Source organism: Candidatus Pseudothioglobus sp. Uisw_016, from assembly GCF_048087635.1.
Classification (GTDB): Bacteria; Pseudomonadota; Gammaproteobacteria; order PS1; family Pseudothioglobaceae; genus Pseudothioglobus.
Genome location: NZ_CP159806.1, coordinates 93,183 through 108,091, shown reverse-complemented (window position 1 = coordinate 108,091; position 14,909 = coordinate 93,183). Strand labels below are relative to the sequence as shown.

General features: G+C 37.3%; 18 protein-coding genes. 3 read left to right on the top strand and 15 right to left on the bottom strand.

Going from position 1 to position 14,909, the window contains the following annotated elements:
- Positions 1 to 35 precede the first annotated feature (35 nt).
- The 8 genes from ABXT69_RS00575 to ABXT69_RS00540 form a co-directional block, all read right to left on the bottom strand.
- Entirely contained in the window at positions 36 to 1,580 is a 1,545-nt protein-coding gene (locus ABXT69_RS00575; RefSeq protein WP_416678216.1) for a trimethylamine methyltransferase family protein, read from the bottom strand.
- Between the two features lie 22 nt (positions 1,581 to 1,602).
- Positions 1,603 to 3,576 (bottom strand): ASKHA domain-containing protein, encoded by a 1,974-nt coding sequence (locus ABXT69_RS00570; protein ID WP_416678214.1) that lies wholly within the window; start codon positions 3,574 to 3,576, stop codon positions 1,603 to 1,605.
- The gene (locus tag ABXT69_RS00565; RefSeq protein WP_416678213.1) at positions 3,548 to 3,958 is read right to left on the bottom strand and encodes a GFA family protein; all 411 of its coding nucleotides are present in this window, start codon (positions 3,956 to 3,958) and stop codon (positions 3,548 to 3,550) included. Before ABXT69_RS00565 ends, ABXT69_RS00570 begins: the two co-directional genes overlap by 29 nt.
- 8 nt (positions 3,959 to 3,966) lie before the next feature.
- Entirely contained in the window at positions 3,967 to 4,863 is an 897-nt protein-coding gene (locus ABXT69_RS00560) for a dihydropteroate synthase (RefSeq protein WP_416678211.1), read from the bottom strand.
- A gap of 14 nt (positions 4,864 to 4,877) precedes the next feature.
- Positions 4,878 to 5,783, bottom strand: a complete 906-nt coding sequence (locus tag ABXT69_RS00555; protein ID WP_416678210.1) for a methylenetetrahydrofolate reductase — start codon at positions 5,781 to 5,783, stop codon at positions 4,878 to 4,880.
- Between the two features lie 66 nt (positions 5,784 to 5,849).
- Positions 5,850 to 6,494 carry a DUF1638 domain-containing protein gene (locus tag ABXT69_RS00550; RefSeq protein ID WP_416678209.1) on the bottom strand — a complete coding sequence of 215 codons (645 nt, stop codon included), beginning with the start codon at positions 6,492 to 6,494 and terminating at the stop codon, positions 5,850 to 5,852.
- Entirely contained in the window at positions 6,481 to 7,185 is a 705-nt protein-coding gene (locus tag ABXT69_RS00545; RefSeq protein WP_416678208.1) for a corrinoid protein, read from the bottom strand. The genes ABXT69_RS00550 and ABXT69_RS00545 overlap by 14 nt, the downstream gene beginning before the upstream one ends.
- Before the next feature lie 272 nt (positions 7,186 to 7,457).
- Complete coding sequence (locus ABXT69_RS00540; protein ID WP_416678207.1) at positions 7,458 to 8,171, bottom strand: type 1 glutamine amidotransferase; 714 nt, start codon at positions 8,169 to 8,171, stop codon at positions 7,458 to 7,460.
- A 111-nt stretch (positions 8,172 to 8,282) separates the two neighbouring features.
- On the opposite strand from ABXT69_RS00540, the gene ABXT69_RS00535 reads away from it, so the two are divergent.
- On the top strand, positions 8,283 to 9,503 hold the full coding sequence (locus ABXT69_RS00535; RefSeq protein WP_416679602.1) for an MFS transporter: 1,221 nt from the start codon (positions 8,283 to 8,285) through the stop codon (positions 9,501 to 9,503).
- A 5-nt stretch (positions 9,504 to 9,508) separates the two neighbouring features.
- Here ABXT69_RS00535 and modC read toward each other — a convergent pair whose 3' ends face one another.
- The 3 genes from modC to modA are packed head-to-tail and all read right to left on the bottom strand — an operon-like array spanning position 9,509 to position 11,999.
- Positions 9,509 to 10,570, bottom strand: a complete 1,062-nt coding sequence (gene modC / locus ABXT69_RS00530) for a molybdenum ABC transporter ATP-binding protein (protein WP_416678206.1) — start codon at positions 10,568 to 10,570, stop codon at positions 9,509 to 9,511.
- Positions 10,570 to 11,253, bottom strand: coding sequence for a molybdate ABC transporter permease subunit (gene modB, locus ABXT69_RS00525; protein WP_416678205.1), 684 nt, complete (start codon positions 11,251 to 11,253; stop codon positions 10,570 to 10,572). Before modB ends, modC begins: the two co-directional genes overlap by 1 nt.
- Entirely contained in the window at positions 11,253 to 11,999 is a 747-nt protein-coding gene (gene modA / locus ABXT69_RS00520; protein WP_416678203.1) for a molybdate ABC transporter substrate-binding protein, read from the bottom strand. The genes modB and modA overlap by 1 nt, the downstream gene beginning before the upstream one ends.
- A gap of 183 nt (positions 12,000 to 12,182) precedes the next feature.
- On the opposite strand from modA, the gene ABXT69_RS00515 reads away from it, so the two are divergent.
- Complete coding sequence (locus ABXT69_RS00515) at positions 12,183 to 12,716, top strand: tetratricopeptide repeat protein (protein WP_416678201.1); 534 nt, start codon at positions 12,183 to 12,185, stop codon at positions 12,714 to 12,716.
- Positions 12,717 to 12,750: 34 nt separating this feature from the next.
- On the opposite strand, the gene ABXT69_RS00510 is transcribed toward ABXT69_RS00515, so the two are convergent.
- Entirely contained in the window at positions 12,751 to 12,909 is a 159-nt protein-coding gene (locus ABXT69_RS00510; protein ID WP_416678199.1) for a hypothetical protein, read from the bottom strand.
- 256 nt (positions 12,910 to 13,165) lie between these two features.
- On the opposite strand from ABXT69_RS00510, the gene ABXT69_RS00505 reads away from it, so the two are divergent.
- Positions 13,166 to 13,876 (top strand): MBL fold metallo-hydrolase, encoded by a 711-nt coding sequence (locus ABXT69_RS00505; RefSeq protein ID WP_416678197.1) that lies wholly within the window; start codon positions 13,166 to 13,168, stop codon positions 13,874 to 13,876.
- Between the two features lie 120 nt (positions 13,877 to 13,996).
- On the opposite strand, the gene ABXT69_RS00500 is transcribed toward ABXT69_RS00505, so the two are convergent.
- From ABXT69_RS00500 to ABXT69_RS00490, 3 genes are read right to left on the bottom strand one after another with little or no spacing between them, the layout of a single operon-like run.
- Complete coding sequence (locus tag ABXT69_RS00500) at positions 13,997 to 14,158, bottom strand: hypothetical protein (protein ID WP_416678196.1); 162 nt, start codon at positions 14,156 to 14,158, stop codon at positions 13,997 to 13,999.
- Positions 14,155 to 14,328 (bottom strand): hypothetical protein, encoded by a 174-nt coding sequence (locus tag ABXT69_RS00495; RefSeq protein ID WP_416678193.1) that lies wholly within the window; start codon positions 14,326 to 14,328, stop codon positions 14,155 to 14,157. The genes ABXT69_RS00500 and ABXT69_RS00495 overlap by 4 nt, the downstream gene beginning before the upstream one ends.
- Before the next feature lie 37 nt (positions 14,329 to 14,365).
- Positions 14,366 to 14,830, bottom strand: coding sequence for an Lrp/AsnC family transcriptional regulator (locus ABXT69_RS00490; protein WP_416678190.1), 465 nt, complete (start codon positions 14,828 to 14,830; stop codon positions 14,366 to 14,368).
- Positions 14,831 to 14,909 lie beyond the last annotated feature (79 nt).

Sequence of the window (14,909 nt, the reverse complement as noted above, 5' to 3'; positions counted from 1 at the left end):
TGCTTGAATTATAATAAATATGAAAATTAAAATTATTAAATATTTGAATCTTCAAAACTATCTTTACGATCTTTAATATATTTTAATAAAGCTTCATCTACAGCTGAATCAAGTGGGGGCAATTCATACTCGGTTAACATTTTTTTGTATATACCATTAGCAATCATTGCTGTGTCTCTTGAGCCGTCTTGAACCCACTGCTCAAAACTATTATCATCAAGAACCTCTGACATATAAAAAGCGCTCTTGAAATTCTTTTTAGTGTGCTCACATCCTAAGAAATGTTTTGGCGTGTCATCTGACATAGCTCCAATTTCACGGATTGCATCCATTGCTTGGCCATTTTCGCTCATATCAATCCCTTCTGCTGATACTCTCATCATGCCTGCTTGATCAGCATCCATTATGAATTTCTCATAGCTCATACACAAACCGCCTTCCAGCCAGCCAGCAGTATGTAAATTAAAATTGACACTTGCATTTAGAGTTGCTTGCATTGTATTAGCGGCCTCATAGCCTGCTTGAGCGTCAGGCATCTTGGCGCCATTAAAGCCACCGCCACTCCTAAATGGAACACCAAGTCTTCTGGCTAAAGCTCCGGAAATATTCATCATGTGCGCAGCCTCAGGAGTTCCAAAAGTTGGAGCGCCAGATTTCATAGACATTGCAGTTACAAAATTACCATAAATAACAGGTGTGCCGGGCCTGATGAGTTGAGCAAATGCCATGCCTGCTAGCCCTTCAGCAAGACTTTGAGCTGCAACGCCTACTGCAGTTGTTGGAGCCATTGCTCCAGCGACAATAAATGGGGTTACAATTGTTGCCTGATTATTTCTTGCATAGACCTTAAGCGCCCCAAGCATAGTGGCATCAAACGACATTGGAGAGCTTGCATTAATTAAACTTATAAGTACACAATTTTTATCAACAAAATCATCACCAAATAATATTTTAACCATATCAACAGTGTCCTGAGCTCTCTCAGCTGAAGTAACAGAGCCCATAAAGGCTTTGTCTGAGTATTTGATGTGACTATAAACCATATCAAAGTGACGCTTATTAACTGGCAAGTCTACTGGCTCACAAATAGTTCCACCAGAGTGGTGAATATTATCTGACATATATGCAAGTTTTATAAAGTTCCTAAAATCTTCTATTGTTGCATAACGTCGACCCTCATCAAGATCATGAACAAATGGAGGGCCATAAGCAGGAACTAAAACCATATTATCACCGCCAATTTCAACATTTCTCTCAGGATTACGAGCGAATTGAGTAAATTGCTTTGGAGCATTATCTTGTATTAATTTGCGGCACATTCCTTTTGGAAATCTAACTCTCTCACCATCAACACTAGCACCAGCTTTTTCAAGTATATCAAGTGCCTCTTGGTCTTCAGAAAATACGATCCCAATCTCTTCTAAGATAGTATCGGCATTGTCTTCAATAATACTAAGATCATCATCACTAAGAATACTGTAGTGGGGAATTTTTCTTTTTATATACGCAGGCGCTTTAGCTGCCTCATGTGCATCAGAATCATCTACTCCTCCTCTACGTCTTCTTCTTTCTCTAGCCATTACAATTTCTCCTAATTTATAACTAAGGCGCTCTTTTACGGCGTCTGACTTTATTGGTTTGCTGTTGTTTTACTGGTGATACAGTGAATTTCATAGCATCAACAAAATACTCTTGGAATTTTGGCTCAGTAGCAGTTTCAATTTTAACAACTTTGTCCACTGCATCAATAATTATTTTTCGCTTATTAACATCTAATAATGCAGCGCTAGCACCAACACCAGCTGCATTGCCTACTGAAATAATTTTTTCTGCAGTTGAGGTTGGAATGATATCCAAAAGAGCAACATATCTGGCATCTAAATGAGCACCAAAAGCCCCTGCTAACAATACTTTATCAAACTCAGTACACTCGAGATAATCCATTAGTATAGAAACGCCAGCAGATAATGCGGCCTTAGCCAATTGAATAGAGCGAATATCTACTTGCTCTACATAAATCGATTTATCACCTTGTTCAACTAATAAAAAACGAGATGTATTTCCTTTCTTTGAGAAAAGTTCTGGTGCAATTGATTCAACAAAAAGTCCACTTTGATCAATAATACCGGCCTCAGCAAGCGCTACAATAGCCTCAATAATTCCACTTCCACATATGCCAACTGCCTGCATTTTAAGCATCTCATAGTCTGGCTCATCTGACCACGCATCACATCCAATGACTTTAAATCGAACCTTCAGAGTATCTTTATCTATCCTTACTCTCTCGATAGCCCCATAGGTTGCTCTTACTCCAGAGGAAATTTCAGCACCCTCAAAGGCTGGTCCTGTTGGAGATGATGTGGCATACACTCGCCCATCTTTAGCAAGCATAATTTCTGCATTGGTTCCAATATCAACCAGCAAGGTAGTTTCAGAATGCATTGTGTCCATTTGACTAAGATAAGCTGCAGCAGTATCAGCGCCAACATGGCCCGCAATCAACGGCAAAAATGATAGTCTTGTTTTAGGGTGCAAATCAAAACCCAAGTCTTTTGCGTCAACATCAAGCCAACTTCTTATTGATAATGTAAATGGGGCCTGGCCTAGTTCTACAGGCGAAATTCCAAAAAATATGTGGTGCATAATTGGGTTACCAACTAGTACAACCTCTAATAATTTATCCCACTCAATCTCTAGATTTTCACAAGCCTCATGCAGCATCTCTGTAATCTTATTTCTTACTGCAGCAGTCAATTTCTCATCACCACCCTTATTCATCATCACATAAGAAACCCTACTCATCAAGTCTTCACCAAATCGAATCTGCGGATTCATTGCAGAAGATTCAAATACCAACTTACCGTCTTTCAGATCGTAGACATAGAGTGCTAAAGTGGTGGAACCAATATCGATTGCACCTCCAAATACTTTATGACTCCCTTGAGGATAGGCTGCAACAATTTGATTTTTATCCCTAACCGCAACCGTAAGATTTCCCTTAGTTTCATGAATTAAAGGCTGCAGTCCTCTTAGTAGGTTGAAGTCAATACTTGCCTTGACACCTTGCTTTTCAAGTTGCCCCAATAGGTTTTCTGAGGCGGAGGGATTTTCATCCAATGTTGACTCTTCAAGCGTGCAATCTAAAAGAGTGATTGAACTTGAAATAGAATAATTTTGTTTAGCATTTTTTTTACTTATATAGGCCTTATGTTCTTGGCTATCTTCAGGAACATCTACTACTAAGTCGCCCTGGATACAAGTTTGACATGCGAGTCGCTTACCTTTGTAACTTGGATTATCGATGATTAATTGTTTTTCTAGACTGGTAATTCCGCTAACATTTTCAGGCTTACAATCAACACCAAATTTAGGATGTGAACCCTCAGACACCTCAATCCAGCACTGATGGCACTGCCCATAGCCGCCACATAATGAGCGTATAGCTACCCCCGCATCTTGAGCAACTTGCAGCAAAGTATCTCCAGCCTCACCCTTGAATTGGCGGCCTGACGGGGTAAAGCAAACTTGCTGGACATCTTCCAAAATACTACTCCTTGCTATTATGGCTTTTACCATAGCCCTCAATTTGAGTCTCATTGGGGCTAATTGTGTAATAACTCCCTTTCTCTTCAGTGAAAATATTATGTTTCACAGTCAAATTTTTTGGATCTTCTAAACTACCGGCAGTTACGCTTATAGTTGACAAACTGTCGTTTTGCCAAAACATATGTGCTCCACAATTATCACAAAAACCATGCCTTGAGTCCTCATGAGTATAAAACCATTTAATTTTTCCAGTAATTTTAATTTTATCTCTTTTGGCTTGGCATGCAGCCATATAGTGACCCGTCATTTTTCGGCACTGCAGGCAGTGACAATAGGATACATCAGCCAAATCAAAGGCGCTATAGCTTGTTTGGCCGCAAACGCAAGATCCTATATATTCAATACTGGTCATTTTTATTGTTACGCACGTTTTCTGCGGCGTCTCCCATCCCTAACATCACTTCCATCAGCTGTTGGCTCTCTGTAGGCTTTAATCCAACTTCCACAACCATCATCAACACCCGTTAAAACATCTCCAGCTCTAATTGCCTGAACTAACTCTGGGTGTAATGGGTTTACAATTGCAGAAGTCATTCCTGCTGCAATTAACATAGGGAGGAAAGCATTATTAATACCATTTCGTTGTGGTAAACCAAAACTAACATTTGATGCACCACACGTTGTATTAACTTTTAACTCACTACGAAGCTTCCTAACTAACTCAAAAACTTGATTGCCAGCTTGAGAAATCGCACCAATTGGCATAACTAATGGGTCAACAACAACATCTTCTGGCTTAATTCCATAGTCTGCAGCGTGTTCAACAATCTTTTTAGCAACCTTAAAACGCTCGTTTGGATCTTCACTAATACCAGTTTCATCATTAGAGATCGCTACAACTGCTGCACCATACTTTTTAACTAGTGGAAGCACTCGCTCCAAATTTTCAGTTTCACCCGTGACAGAATTTACTAGTGCTCTTCCCTGATATGCTTCTAGGCCAGATGCAAGGGCTTCAATAATTGATGAGTCAATTGAAATAGGAACGTCCACAACGGCTTGAACTTGTCTTATTGCTTCAGCAAGAATTGCTGGCTCATCTGCAAGAGGGATACCTGCATTTATATCTAACATTTGTGCGCCTGCAGCAACCTGCGCAATAGCATCCGCAACTACACGTGAGTAATCACCAACCTTCATTTCAGCAGCTAAAATTTTTCTGCCAGTTGGATTTATTCTTTCACCAATCATTACAAATGGATGACCAAAGCCAATAGTTACCTCTTTTGATAATGAGGATAGTGTTGTTGTTGTCAATTTACTTACTCCTTCTATGAATTATTAATTGCATTTTTAATCCATGAAGCATTTGTATTTATACCGCCTAGAGGGAAAAAATGAATATGACTGATATTAAATTTTGGATTTTCTTTTTTATGTTTAGCTAAACTCTCTAAAAAGTCATTTGGATCAAATGGAAGTAATAGTTTCTTCACATCTTTTGCTCTTTTTTGCAGTACCTTTAATGAAGGCCCAACTCCACAAGCAATTGAAAACTTAATTAAAGTTTGAAGTTTTGCGGGTCCAGCTACTCCAATATGAATTGGTATATTTATTCCATTATTAGTCAATGAGTTTGCCCATTCAATTACTGGCTCTGCTTCAAAACAAAACTGGGTTGTTATTGCGATATCAATATCTGAGCGCTCATTAAATTTTTGCTTCCATTGCAGCGCGTCATCGACATTTTTATTTGAGCTACCCTTATCAATATCTTTATTGCCTTCAGGGTGGCCTGCAAAGTGTAAGTTTTTAAAATTATATTTTTCAAATAGCTCTGTTTCTACCAGCTGCATTGAATCTTCAAACACACCATGTGGCTTGTCCACACCCCCAGCTAAAAGCAGCGCTTGATTAATGCCCGCCTCGCCTTGATAAATATTTATCCACTCTTCTAAGGCACTCTTGTCTTTAATAATCCGGGCTGGAAAGTGAGGCATAACATTGAAGCCTTCGCGGCTTACCCGTTTAGCTGTCTGCACCATCTCTTCAATAGGAACACCTTCAATATGAGCAATATAAACCCTTGTATTTTTTGGAAGTATCTCTTCAAAACTTTCAATTTTTGCCGCAGTGCGAGGCATAACTTCAATCGAAAAATCAGTTAAAAACTCCTTAAGGTGATCACTTACTTTTGGGTTTTCTTCTTTAGAAGAAAAGAGATTTAATAATGACATTATTTACCCAGCCTAGCTTTCCAGCGATTTTTTATAATTACTTCTTTAAACATTTTGCATACTCCATTAATCTTTTATTTCCAATGGCTGGATATCAATTTCTTCAAAAACAACATCAAGGCTTCCGGTTCCTACAAGTCGATATTCATATTCAAAACCAAAATCTTTTGCATACTGCTGAGCATCTTTTTGCCACTGATTATTTTCAGTTTGAGCCAAATATACTAATTTTTTATAATGCTTAAAATAAACCTCAAAAAGCTCAGGATGCTTATCAAGCCCCAAACCCTTAATCATGATTCTATTAAAATTTTTAACCAGATAATCTGTCAAATAAAAAGTACCTAATTCTTCTTCTGATAACTGCTCAAAAACATCTGTTCCAGCGAAAAACTCATAGCAGTGTGCACCCTCTATACGTTTTGCATCAAACTTTTCTAAAACTCTGTCAAGCGCACCTCCAGTTCCACAGTCTGCATACGCAATATATATTTCCTCATAAAGATGAGCATTTTCAGACAAATATTCTTCAACGCCAGGAGCAATTAATTGAGGGCTGTTATGCCAGCTGGCCGGCAAACACTGCAAATTTACTTTATCTGAGAGTGATGGATTTTGTTTGATTAACCTTAGTAGATCGTATACTAATGCGCCGCAGCCTAAAACTAATCTTTTTTTAGTCTTATTATTATTTTTCTTATCGATGATCACGCTTTTTACGCAAACTAAGAACATGCTCCTCAGCCATTTCAGCACTTCTAGCAGCGTCACGGCCATATGCAGGCACACCAATTGCATCAGCAAATTCTTGATTCAGCGGCGCACCACCACACATTATATGAGTATCTTTACGCATCCCTCTTTTTTCCATCTCTTCAACAACAACACCCATATAAGGCATAGTTGTTGTAAGTAAGGCAGACATACCAACAATTACTGGCTCATGCTCATCAATAGCTTCAAGATAATTTTCTACAGGATTATTGATACCTAAATTAATAACCTCAAACCCAGCACCTTCACACATCATAGCAACTAAGTTTTTACCAATGTCGTGAATATCGCCTTTAACAGTTCCAATAACAAACTTGCCTAATGAAGTGTCTTCTGCAGACTCTGCAAGGATAGGCCTGAGTATTCCCATTCCGCCCTTCATAGCTCCAGCACACTTAAGAACCTCAGGTACAAATAAAATACCATCCCTAAAGTCTACTCCTACAATTTTCATGCCCCCAACCAAAGCTTCGCCTAATACATCATTAGCGTCCCAACCTCTCGCAAGCAATATTTCTGTGCCCTCTGTAACCTCTGCGTCAAGGCCGTCATAAAGATCATCTTGAATCTGCTCGACTAATTCCTTATCATCTAAGTCATTTAGGTCAAAATCGTCTTCAACACTCATTAGTTTCTCCTTAGGTAGGATGTAAAATAAAACACTTAAAAAACGGAAAGATACCTTGAATTAAATTCGGTGTCAATCATTAAATTTACATTTTATTTTATTTACATAATTCGTATGATAATTTAGAACGAATTTACCTTTAAGATGTTGTTATATATGACTATTTTACTTATCTATAGATGTGAAATAATTCACAAAAAAACTTGAATTTAACTAAACTTTTAATTCCATAAAATTTTTATAAATTTGTTAAGTAAAAAACTTGAATTTAACTAAACTATTCTTCGCATAAAGTTTTCATAAATTTGCTTTGCACAACTCAGACATTGGCTCATATTTTCATCTGTGTTTTTTTTAAGATTTGATAATGCGCCCTGGCCAAGTGTATTTGTTAAAGCTTCTGCATAAGCGGGAATAGCGCTCCAGTTTTCTACAGTATCTGGCTCTATTTCAACATGGTATTGCATAGACCAAGCGTTTGTGCCTATCCGCATCGCCTGAATAGAACAAACATCCGACTTAGCAAGAATAATAGCCCCTTCAGGAGCTTGCGCCACCCTGACAGAATGCCATTGAAGACATTGCTGACGATGAGCTGTGCCTTTGAAAAGTGGATCTGACTTTCCCTCATCAGTTAGTTCAACTTCAAGAACGCCAATTTCAGGTATTTTTTGAGGGCCGCAGGTTCCTCCAAGCGCATCTGCAAGTAACTGATGGCCTAAACATAGTCCTAAATATGGTTTACCTAAGACTCGGACCCAATGCCTAATTGCTGCTTTTTCATCAACCAACCAGGGATTTTCCTCTATATCCCAGACATCCATTGGGCCTCCCATTACCCAAAGCGCGTCATAATTATCAAAGCTTGGGATTTTATCACCTCGATGCAAATAAACTGCATCCCACTCAATTCCATCCTCAGCTAAAAACTGCCTTAAAGATCCAGGATGTTCACAGTCGACATGTTGAAAAACCAGTATGCGCATATAGCTTCCTAATTAAAATTAATTAAAACAAGTGTAGGCTATATTAATACTTATATAAAGGCTCGTCAAATAATTATGGTTATACTATCGCAACGTTAAAAGAATATTGATCTGATGCAAAATAAAAAAATATTAAGTCTAGCAATTGCATTAGCGTGCATCCTTTTGGCTATTAATTTTGGCTTTAGATCATCACTAGGACTTTTTCTTAAGCCAGTTTCTGAAACCTTTGGCTATGGTCGTGAAGTCTTTGCTTTCTCGTTAGCCCTGCAAAATCTTTTTTGGGGCTTAACTCAACCTCTTGCAGGCGCATTTGCTGATAAGTTTGGAACTGCAAGAGTAGTTGTAGTTGGGACCATTCTTTATTCTTTAGGTCTATATGTGACGGCCACTGCAGATAGCTTTGTTAGTCTTCATATAGGTGCTGGAATACTTATAGGAATGGGAATTGCTGGAACTGGTCTGGGCGTTATTCTTCCAGCTATGGCGAGAATGGTTAGTCCAGAAAAAAGAGCACTTGCCTTAGGTGTTGGAACTGCTGCAGGCTCTGCTGGACAATTCCTTTTTATTCCTGTTGCACGAGAATTTCTAGTTGCTTATGGATGGCAAACAGCACTAATAATAATGGCAATAGGCGCACTGTCGATGATTCTTTTCGCGCCAGTATTTAAAGGCGATGAAAAAACGAACAGCAATGTTGATAATGAGCCCTCTCAAAACCTCAGAGAGGCCCTTAATGAGGCATCAGGACATATTCATTATTGGCTTTTAATTGCAGGTTTTTTTGTTTGTGGCTTTCAGCTGGCATTTATCACGGTTCATATGCCTTCTTATCTTGCGGATAAGGGTTTTGACAGCTCAATTGCTGCAGCAAGCCTAGCAATTATTGGCCTTAGTAATATTTTTGGCTCTTTAGTTTCGGGTCACCTTTCAGGTATTTATTCAAAGAAATGGATACTTGCTTTCATATATGGTGCAAGATCAATTGTGATTGTTTTATTTCTTGTAATTCCAATTTCAACTTTTACAATCTTCGCATTCTCCTTTGCAACCGGGTTGCTTTGGCTAGCTACAGTCCCCCCTACTTCGGGCCTAGTCGCGCAGATGTTTGGATTAAGATTTATGGGCACTTTATATGGTATTGTTTTTTTGAATCATCAAATTGGCTCATTCACAGGCGTATGGCTAGGCGGATACCTTTTTGATACAACAGGATCATACAACCAGGTGTGGTGGTGGGCTGCAATTATTGCAGCAATTACAGCGCTTATTCATGTCTTCATTGACGAAAGGCCAATTAAAAGATTAAGGGCCGCCGAAAGAACTAGCTAAAGCTGTTACGAGAGTATTGCTGCACTTTTAACTTGCGCAAAAACCTTTGATCCTTTTTTTAGATTTAAGATCTTAGCGGACTTTTTTGTTATCAGCGTGAGTAAAGTTATTTCCTTTATTTTAAGCAGAACCATAATTTGAGCCTTTCCTTCAGGTGACATTTCATCAACTATTGCTGGAAAGATATTTAAGATACTGGTATCAGTCTGCTTTTCTCTTGTAAGACTTACATCACGCGCTGAAACTCTCAAACGAACATTACTGCCAATTGGCAAGTTATTATCTGGAACTAAAAACTTACCTCCTGGAAAATCTAGATGCATTAGATTAAATTCTTTTTCACGGCTGATTACTTTAGCTTCAACCAATGAAGTGGCTTCCCTGCCATGGGACATTGGAAGGTCAAACCTAGTAAGCATATTGTTTATTGGTCCAGATCCAATGACTTTTCCATGGTCAAGGAGTAGTAAATAATCAGCCAATCTTGATGCTTCATCAGGAGAATGAGTTACATAGATGATTGGAATATCTAAGTCGTTATGAAGCGCATCAAGGTAAGGCAAAATTTCTTCTTTACGTTTAATATCAAGCGCTGATAATGGCTCATCCATTAATAAAATTTTAGGCTTAATCAGTAGAGCTCTAGCAATTGCAACTCGTTGCTTTTCACCCCCTGAGAGTTGCGTTGTCGATCGATTAAGCAATTTTTTTATATCTAATAAATTAAGGATAGAGTCTATAAATTCTTTTTCTATATTTGACGATCTTTTAATCCCATAATCGAGGTTACCCTGAACATTAAGGTGATCAAATAAAGTATTATCTTGGAACACATAGCCAATTTGACGCTTATGGGTTAAAACAAAATTTTCACTATCCTGCCAAATTGAATCGCCTATTTTTAGAAATCCCTTACGGGTCTTTTCTAGGCCCGCCAATGCTCTTAATAAAATTGTCTTACCAGATCCTGAAGGACCAAAAATAACAGTAACGCCTTTATCAGGAATACTAAAATTAGCATCAAGAATGAAGCTGTCTAAATCAATTTTTATTTTACATTCAATCACTAATCACTCCTCATAATAGAAAATCGGCGATTAAAGATATACACAACAAGGAGCATGACAAAAGATAAGACAAGCAAGCCTCCAGCTAAAACATGAGCCTGCCCATATTCCATTGCCTCAACATGATCATAAATTGCTATTGATAAAACTCCTGTCTCACCTGGAATATTGCCTCCTATCATTAGGACAACACCAAACTCTCCTACTGTGTGGGCGAACCCTAAAACACCAGCAGTGATAAAACCAGAGCGAGCCAAAGGAACTGCGACTGTAAAAAAGCGATCTAGTTTTGATGCGCCCAAGGTTGCTGCAACCTCCATGGGCTGCTTACCAATAGATCCAAAAGAATTCTGTAGTGGCTGAACTACAAAAGGAAGTGAATAAATAACTGACCCAACAACGAGTCCAGTAAATGTGAAAGCGATTGAACTTCCACCTAGGGACTCCAAAAAATTTCCTATTGGACCATTAGTGCCCAAGGTCATAAGTAAATAAAAACCTAGTACCGTAGGAGGAAGAATTAGTGGCAGTGCTATGATCGCTTCGATTACTGCCTTAAATTTAAAACGAGTTTGTGAGAGCCACCATGCAATTGGGGTGCCAACTAAAATGAGAATAGCTGTAGTTATTGAGGCTAACTTTATAGTGACTAGAAGGGCTGCAAGATCGTATTCATTTAACATTATGGTAAGTCATATCCATATTTTGAGATGATATTTAAAGACTCATCTGATTCAATAAATGACAAAAAGTCTTTTGCAAGCGAACTTTTCTTTAACAGCACTACTTGCTGCTCTATTGGCGTATAGAGTGTTTGGGGCACTTCCCAAAATGAACCGGCCACAGGGTAACTAGGGTTCATAAGTTGTGAGTAAGAAATAAATCCTAGTTTAGCATTTCCACTATTAACAAATTGAAATGTCTGTGCAATATTTTCTCCCCTTACTAGCCTGCTTTGCAAATCTTCCCATAGATTAAGTGATATAAGAGCCTCTCTAGCTGCTACTCCATAAGGCGCTATTCTAGGATTAGCTATTGCTAAAAACCTTGAATCATTACTATAAAGCCGCTCATCTTTCTCCACAAAACCATCTAGTGAGCTCCAAAGAACAAGCTTACCTAGTGCGTAGGTGAATCTCGATCCAGTTTCAGATATTCCCTTTTTTTCTAATAGAATTGGCCTTACCTTATCCGCTGAGAAGAATATGTCAAAAGGAGCACCATTCAAAATTTGCGCGTAGTGTTTGCCCGAAGAGCCTGAAATCAGAACTATATTATGATTCTCAGAAGATTGAGATTGTTTTAACTCATATTGCAATACAATTTCTTTCATTGCTGGATAAAAATTACTTGCAACAGCAACTTTAATTTCATCTGCAGCAATTTGAGTGAAACTTAACCCAATAAAGATTAATAAAAAATTAACCATCTTCAATCTGGTGTTAAACATATTATTTTTAATGGCCTATTGCAAGAATATATTCTATAGTGAATTGCTTAATTAATTAGTGCAATTAGGGTCATGCAAACCTGCAATTTTTTATGCAACTATGTTAATATATCCAACATTAGGCTTACCCCTTAAGAACTACTTAAACTTTCAAGGAAAATTATGTCAAAAAATAAAATTCTTTTAGCTTTACTAATGTCTATGCTATTCACTAATTCCTTTGCTGATTATATATCTGGGCAGAGAGAATATGTCAGTGGTAACTATGAAAGTGCCATTACTGAATGGACTCCAGTTGCTGAAGATGGACACGAAAGAGCTCAATATAACCTCGCTTGGATGCATGCGAATGGAAAGGGGACACCGCAAGATTTTGCAGTAGCAATTGAGTGGTATAAAAAATCTGCTGAACAAGGCAATGTTAACGCACAATATAATTTAGCAAACCTATATCTTAGAGGTCAGGGTGCTGCCCAAGATGATAAACTTGCTTTTAGTTGGTTTATGAAAGCAGCTGAACAGGGAGATGCTCCATCTCAATATAACATTGGAAGAATGTATTTACTTGATAAGGGTGCTGATATAAATTTCTTAGAGTCGAGATTTTGGATTAAACAAGCTCTAGAGAATGATGATGCATACATTGGTGCACTTGCACAACAACTTTGGGATGACTACAAACTTGGAACTTACTAGCTAAAATATTACTATCAAAAGCCTAAATATTAAGTTAGGCTTTTACAGCTTCAACCGAGCATGTTTCAATACTTATTTTCTCAGCCTCAATAATCGCAATTGTCTCTGCTGCTTGAAGCAATAAATCAAAGTTTGTCTTATTACCAGATAAAATCTCATCGACAAAAGCTCGAATTTCATGCTCGTAACCCATCCCTTCTTTTGACTTTATAGATTTAGGTTCAAACCCAGCTCTGAATAGTTTTAATGTTTCATCTTCATCTAAAAGATAGCTGAGAGTGCCATTTTCAAAATCATCAAAATGTTGTTATTGTTTTAGATAGTCTTGCAGCATCTGAATTAAAGTTGTATGATTACTATATTCACACCGAAAAAATGTACCTTAAATTTATGTGTTGAGTGTTAATATTTATTTAATAATTTAATTCCAATATATTGAGTCCAATAATATGAGTTTAATTTTCAAACAACTATTTGAAAGAGAAAGTTGTACTTACACCTATCTTATAGCAGACAGTGATTCTAAAGAAGCCGCAATTGTTGATGCGGTAGACATTATGATTGACAGAGATACAGCTTTGCTAAAAGAGCTAGATCTAGACTTAAAATTTATTATTGAAACGCATATCCACGCTGACCATATAACCAGTGCGTGCCCTCTAAAAAAATTCTATCCTAAAGCTAAAATTGTTATAGGCATGGAGAATGTTGACGCTGAAGCATGTTCAGATATTATGGCGGGAGAAGGCCATATTCTTTCGATTGGTAATTATGATATTACTGCAATAGAAACCCCAGGGCACACCTTAGGATGCATGTCGTATAAGATCGGTAATAAAATCCTAACTGGTGATGCATTATTTATACGAAGTACGGGTAGATGTGATTTTCAAGGAGGTTCAGCCATATCTCTTTATGAATCAATTCATAAGCTTTTTAAATTTCCTGATACTACTGAAGTATATCCAGCACATGATTACAACGGATTATCAGTTAGTACCATTGGTGAAGAGAAGAAGTTTAACTCAATGATTAGAGAATCTTTTGATCAACAAACATTTATTAAAAATGTAAACAATTTAAAGTTAAGCATGCCGAAAAAAATAAAAGTATCAGTTCCAGCAAATCAAAGCTGTGGATTAGTAACTACTATAAATTAGTATTAAGAAAAAACTATTACTCCCTCATACTCACTAAAATTTGACTAGTAGATCAGAGCCAAAAAGATAACGCTAACTATTACGTTAAATAGAATCCAGAGGAAGAAGTAAAAGTTATTTTTACTCACTCTCTTCATTTTCAAGAAGATCAAGCTCTTCATGAATATCTTTATCACTGCGACTCTTAATACGCAGATCTTCTAACTCTTGCTCTAAAGCTCTCTTTCTCTTGCGCCTATCATTTGGAGAGCCATTTTTCGTATTATATTTCGCAAGTGTCATAAACGCTCATCCTTAAATGTTTCATTAAAGATTGCATCTACTCTTCTTTTAAACTCCTCTTGAGAGTTATTCTCTATGAATATGCCTTGAACATACTCTTTAAATTTTTGAGCCTTTTCATATTCTTCTTGCATACTTTCTAATTGTGGCTCTAGTTGTTGGATTTCCATTTTATCTCCTCTCTTAGTTATTTCATTAGTTTATTATCTATATTGGAAGCTCGCCTCTAGCAAATGTCTGCTTTAATACTACCGTCGATTCAATACTGGCAATACACGTCAAACTACCAAGCGATTTTTTGACAAAACTTTCATAGCCAAGTAAATCATTTGCAATAATCTTTAAAAGATAATCATGTGAGCCAGTTATGACAGAGCACTCTAGCACTTCTGGTAATTTTTTCATTGCATTTTCAAATAAATCAGCGCTGATATTTGAATTCTCAGTCAGCCTTATAAATACATAGACCATTGCATTAAAGCCCATCGCTTCAGGATTTATATTTGCACTATATCCACTAATGACTCCAGCCTCTTCAAGTTTTTTAACCCTTCTAAGGCAGGGCGTATCGGACATATTTAATTTTGCAGCTAGCTCTGAAATAGCTATTCTTCCCCTATTCTGAAGAATAGACAGAATGCTTAAATCCTTAGTATCAATATTAGTAATCATTCTTAATTTCCAATAAATTAGCGATATTCAATAATAATATACTTTAATTTAATGAATATCTCTATTATTATACTATTTA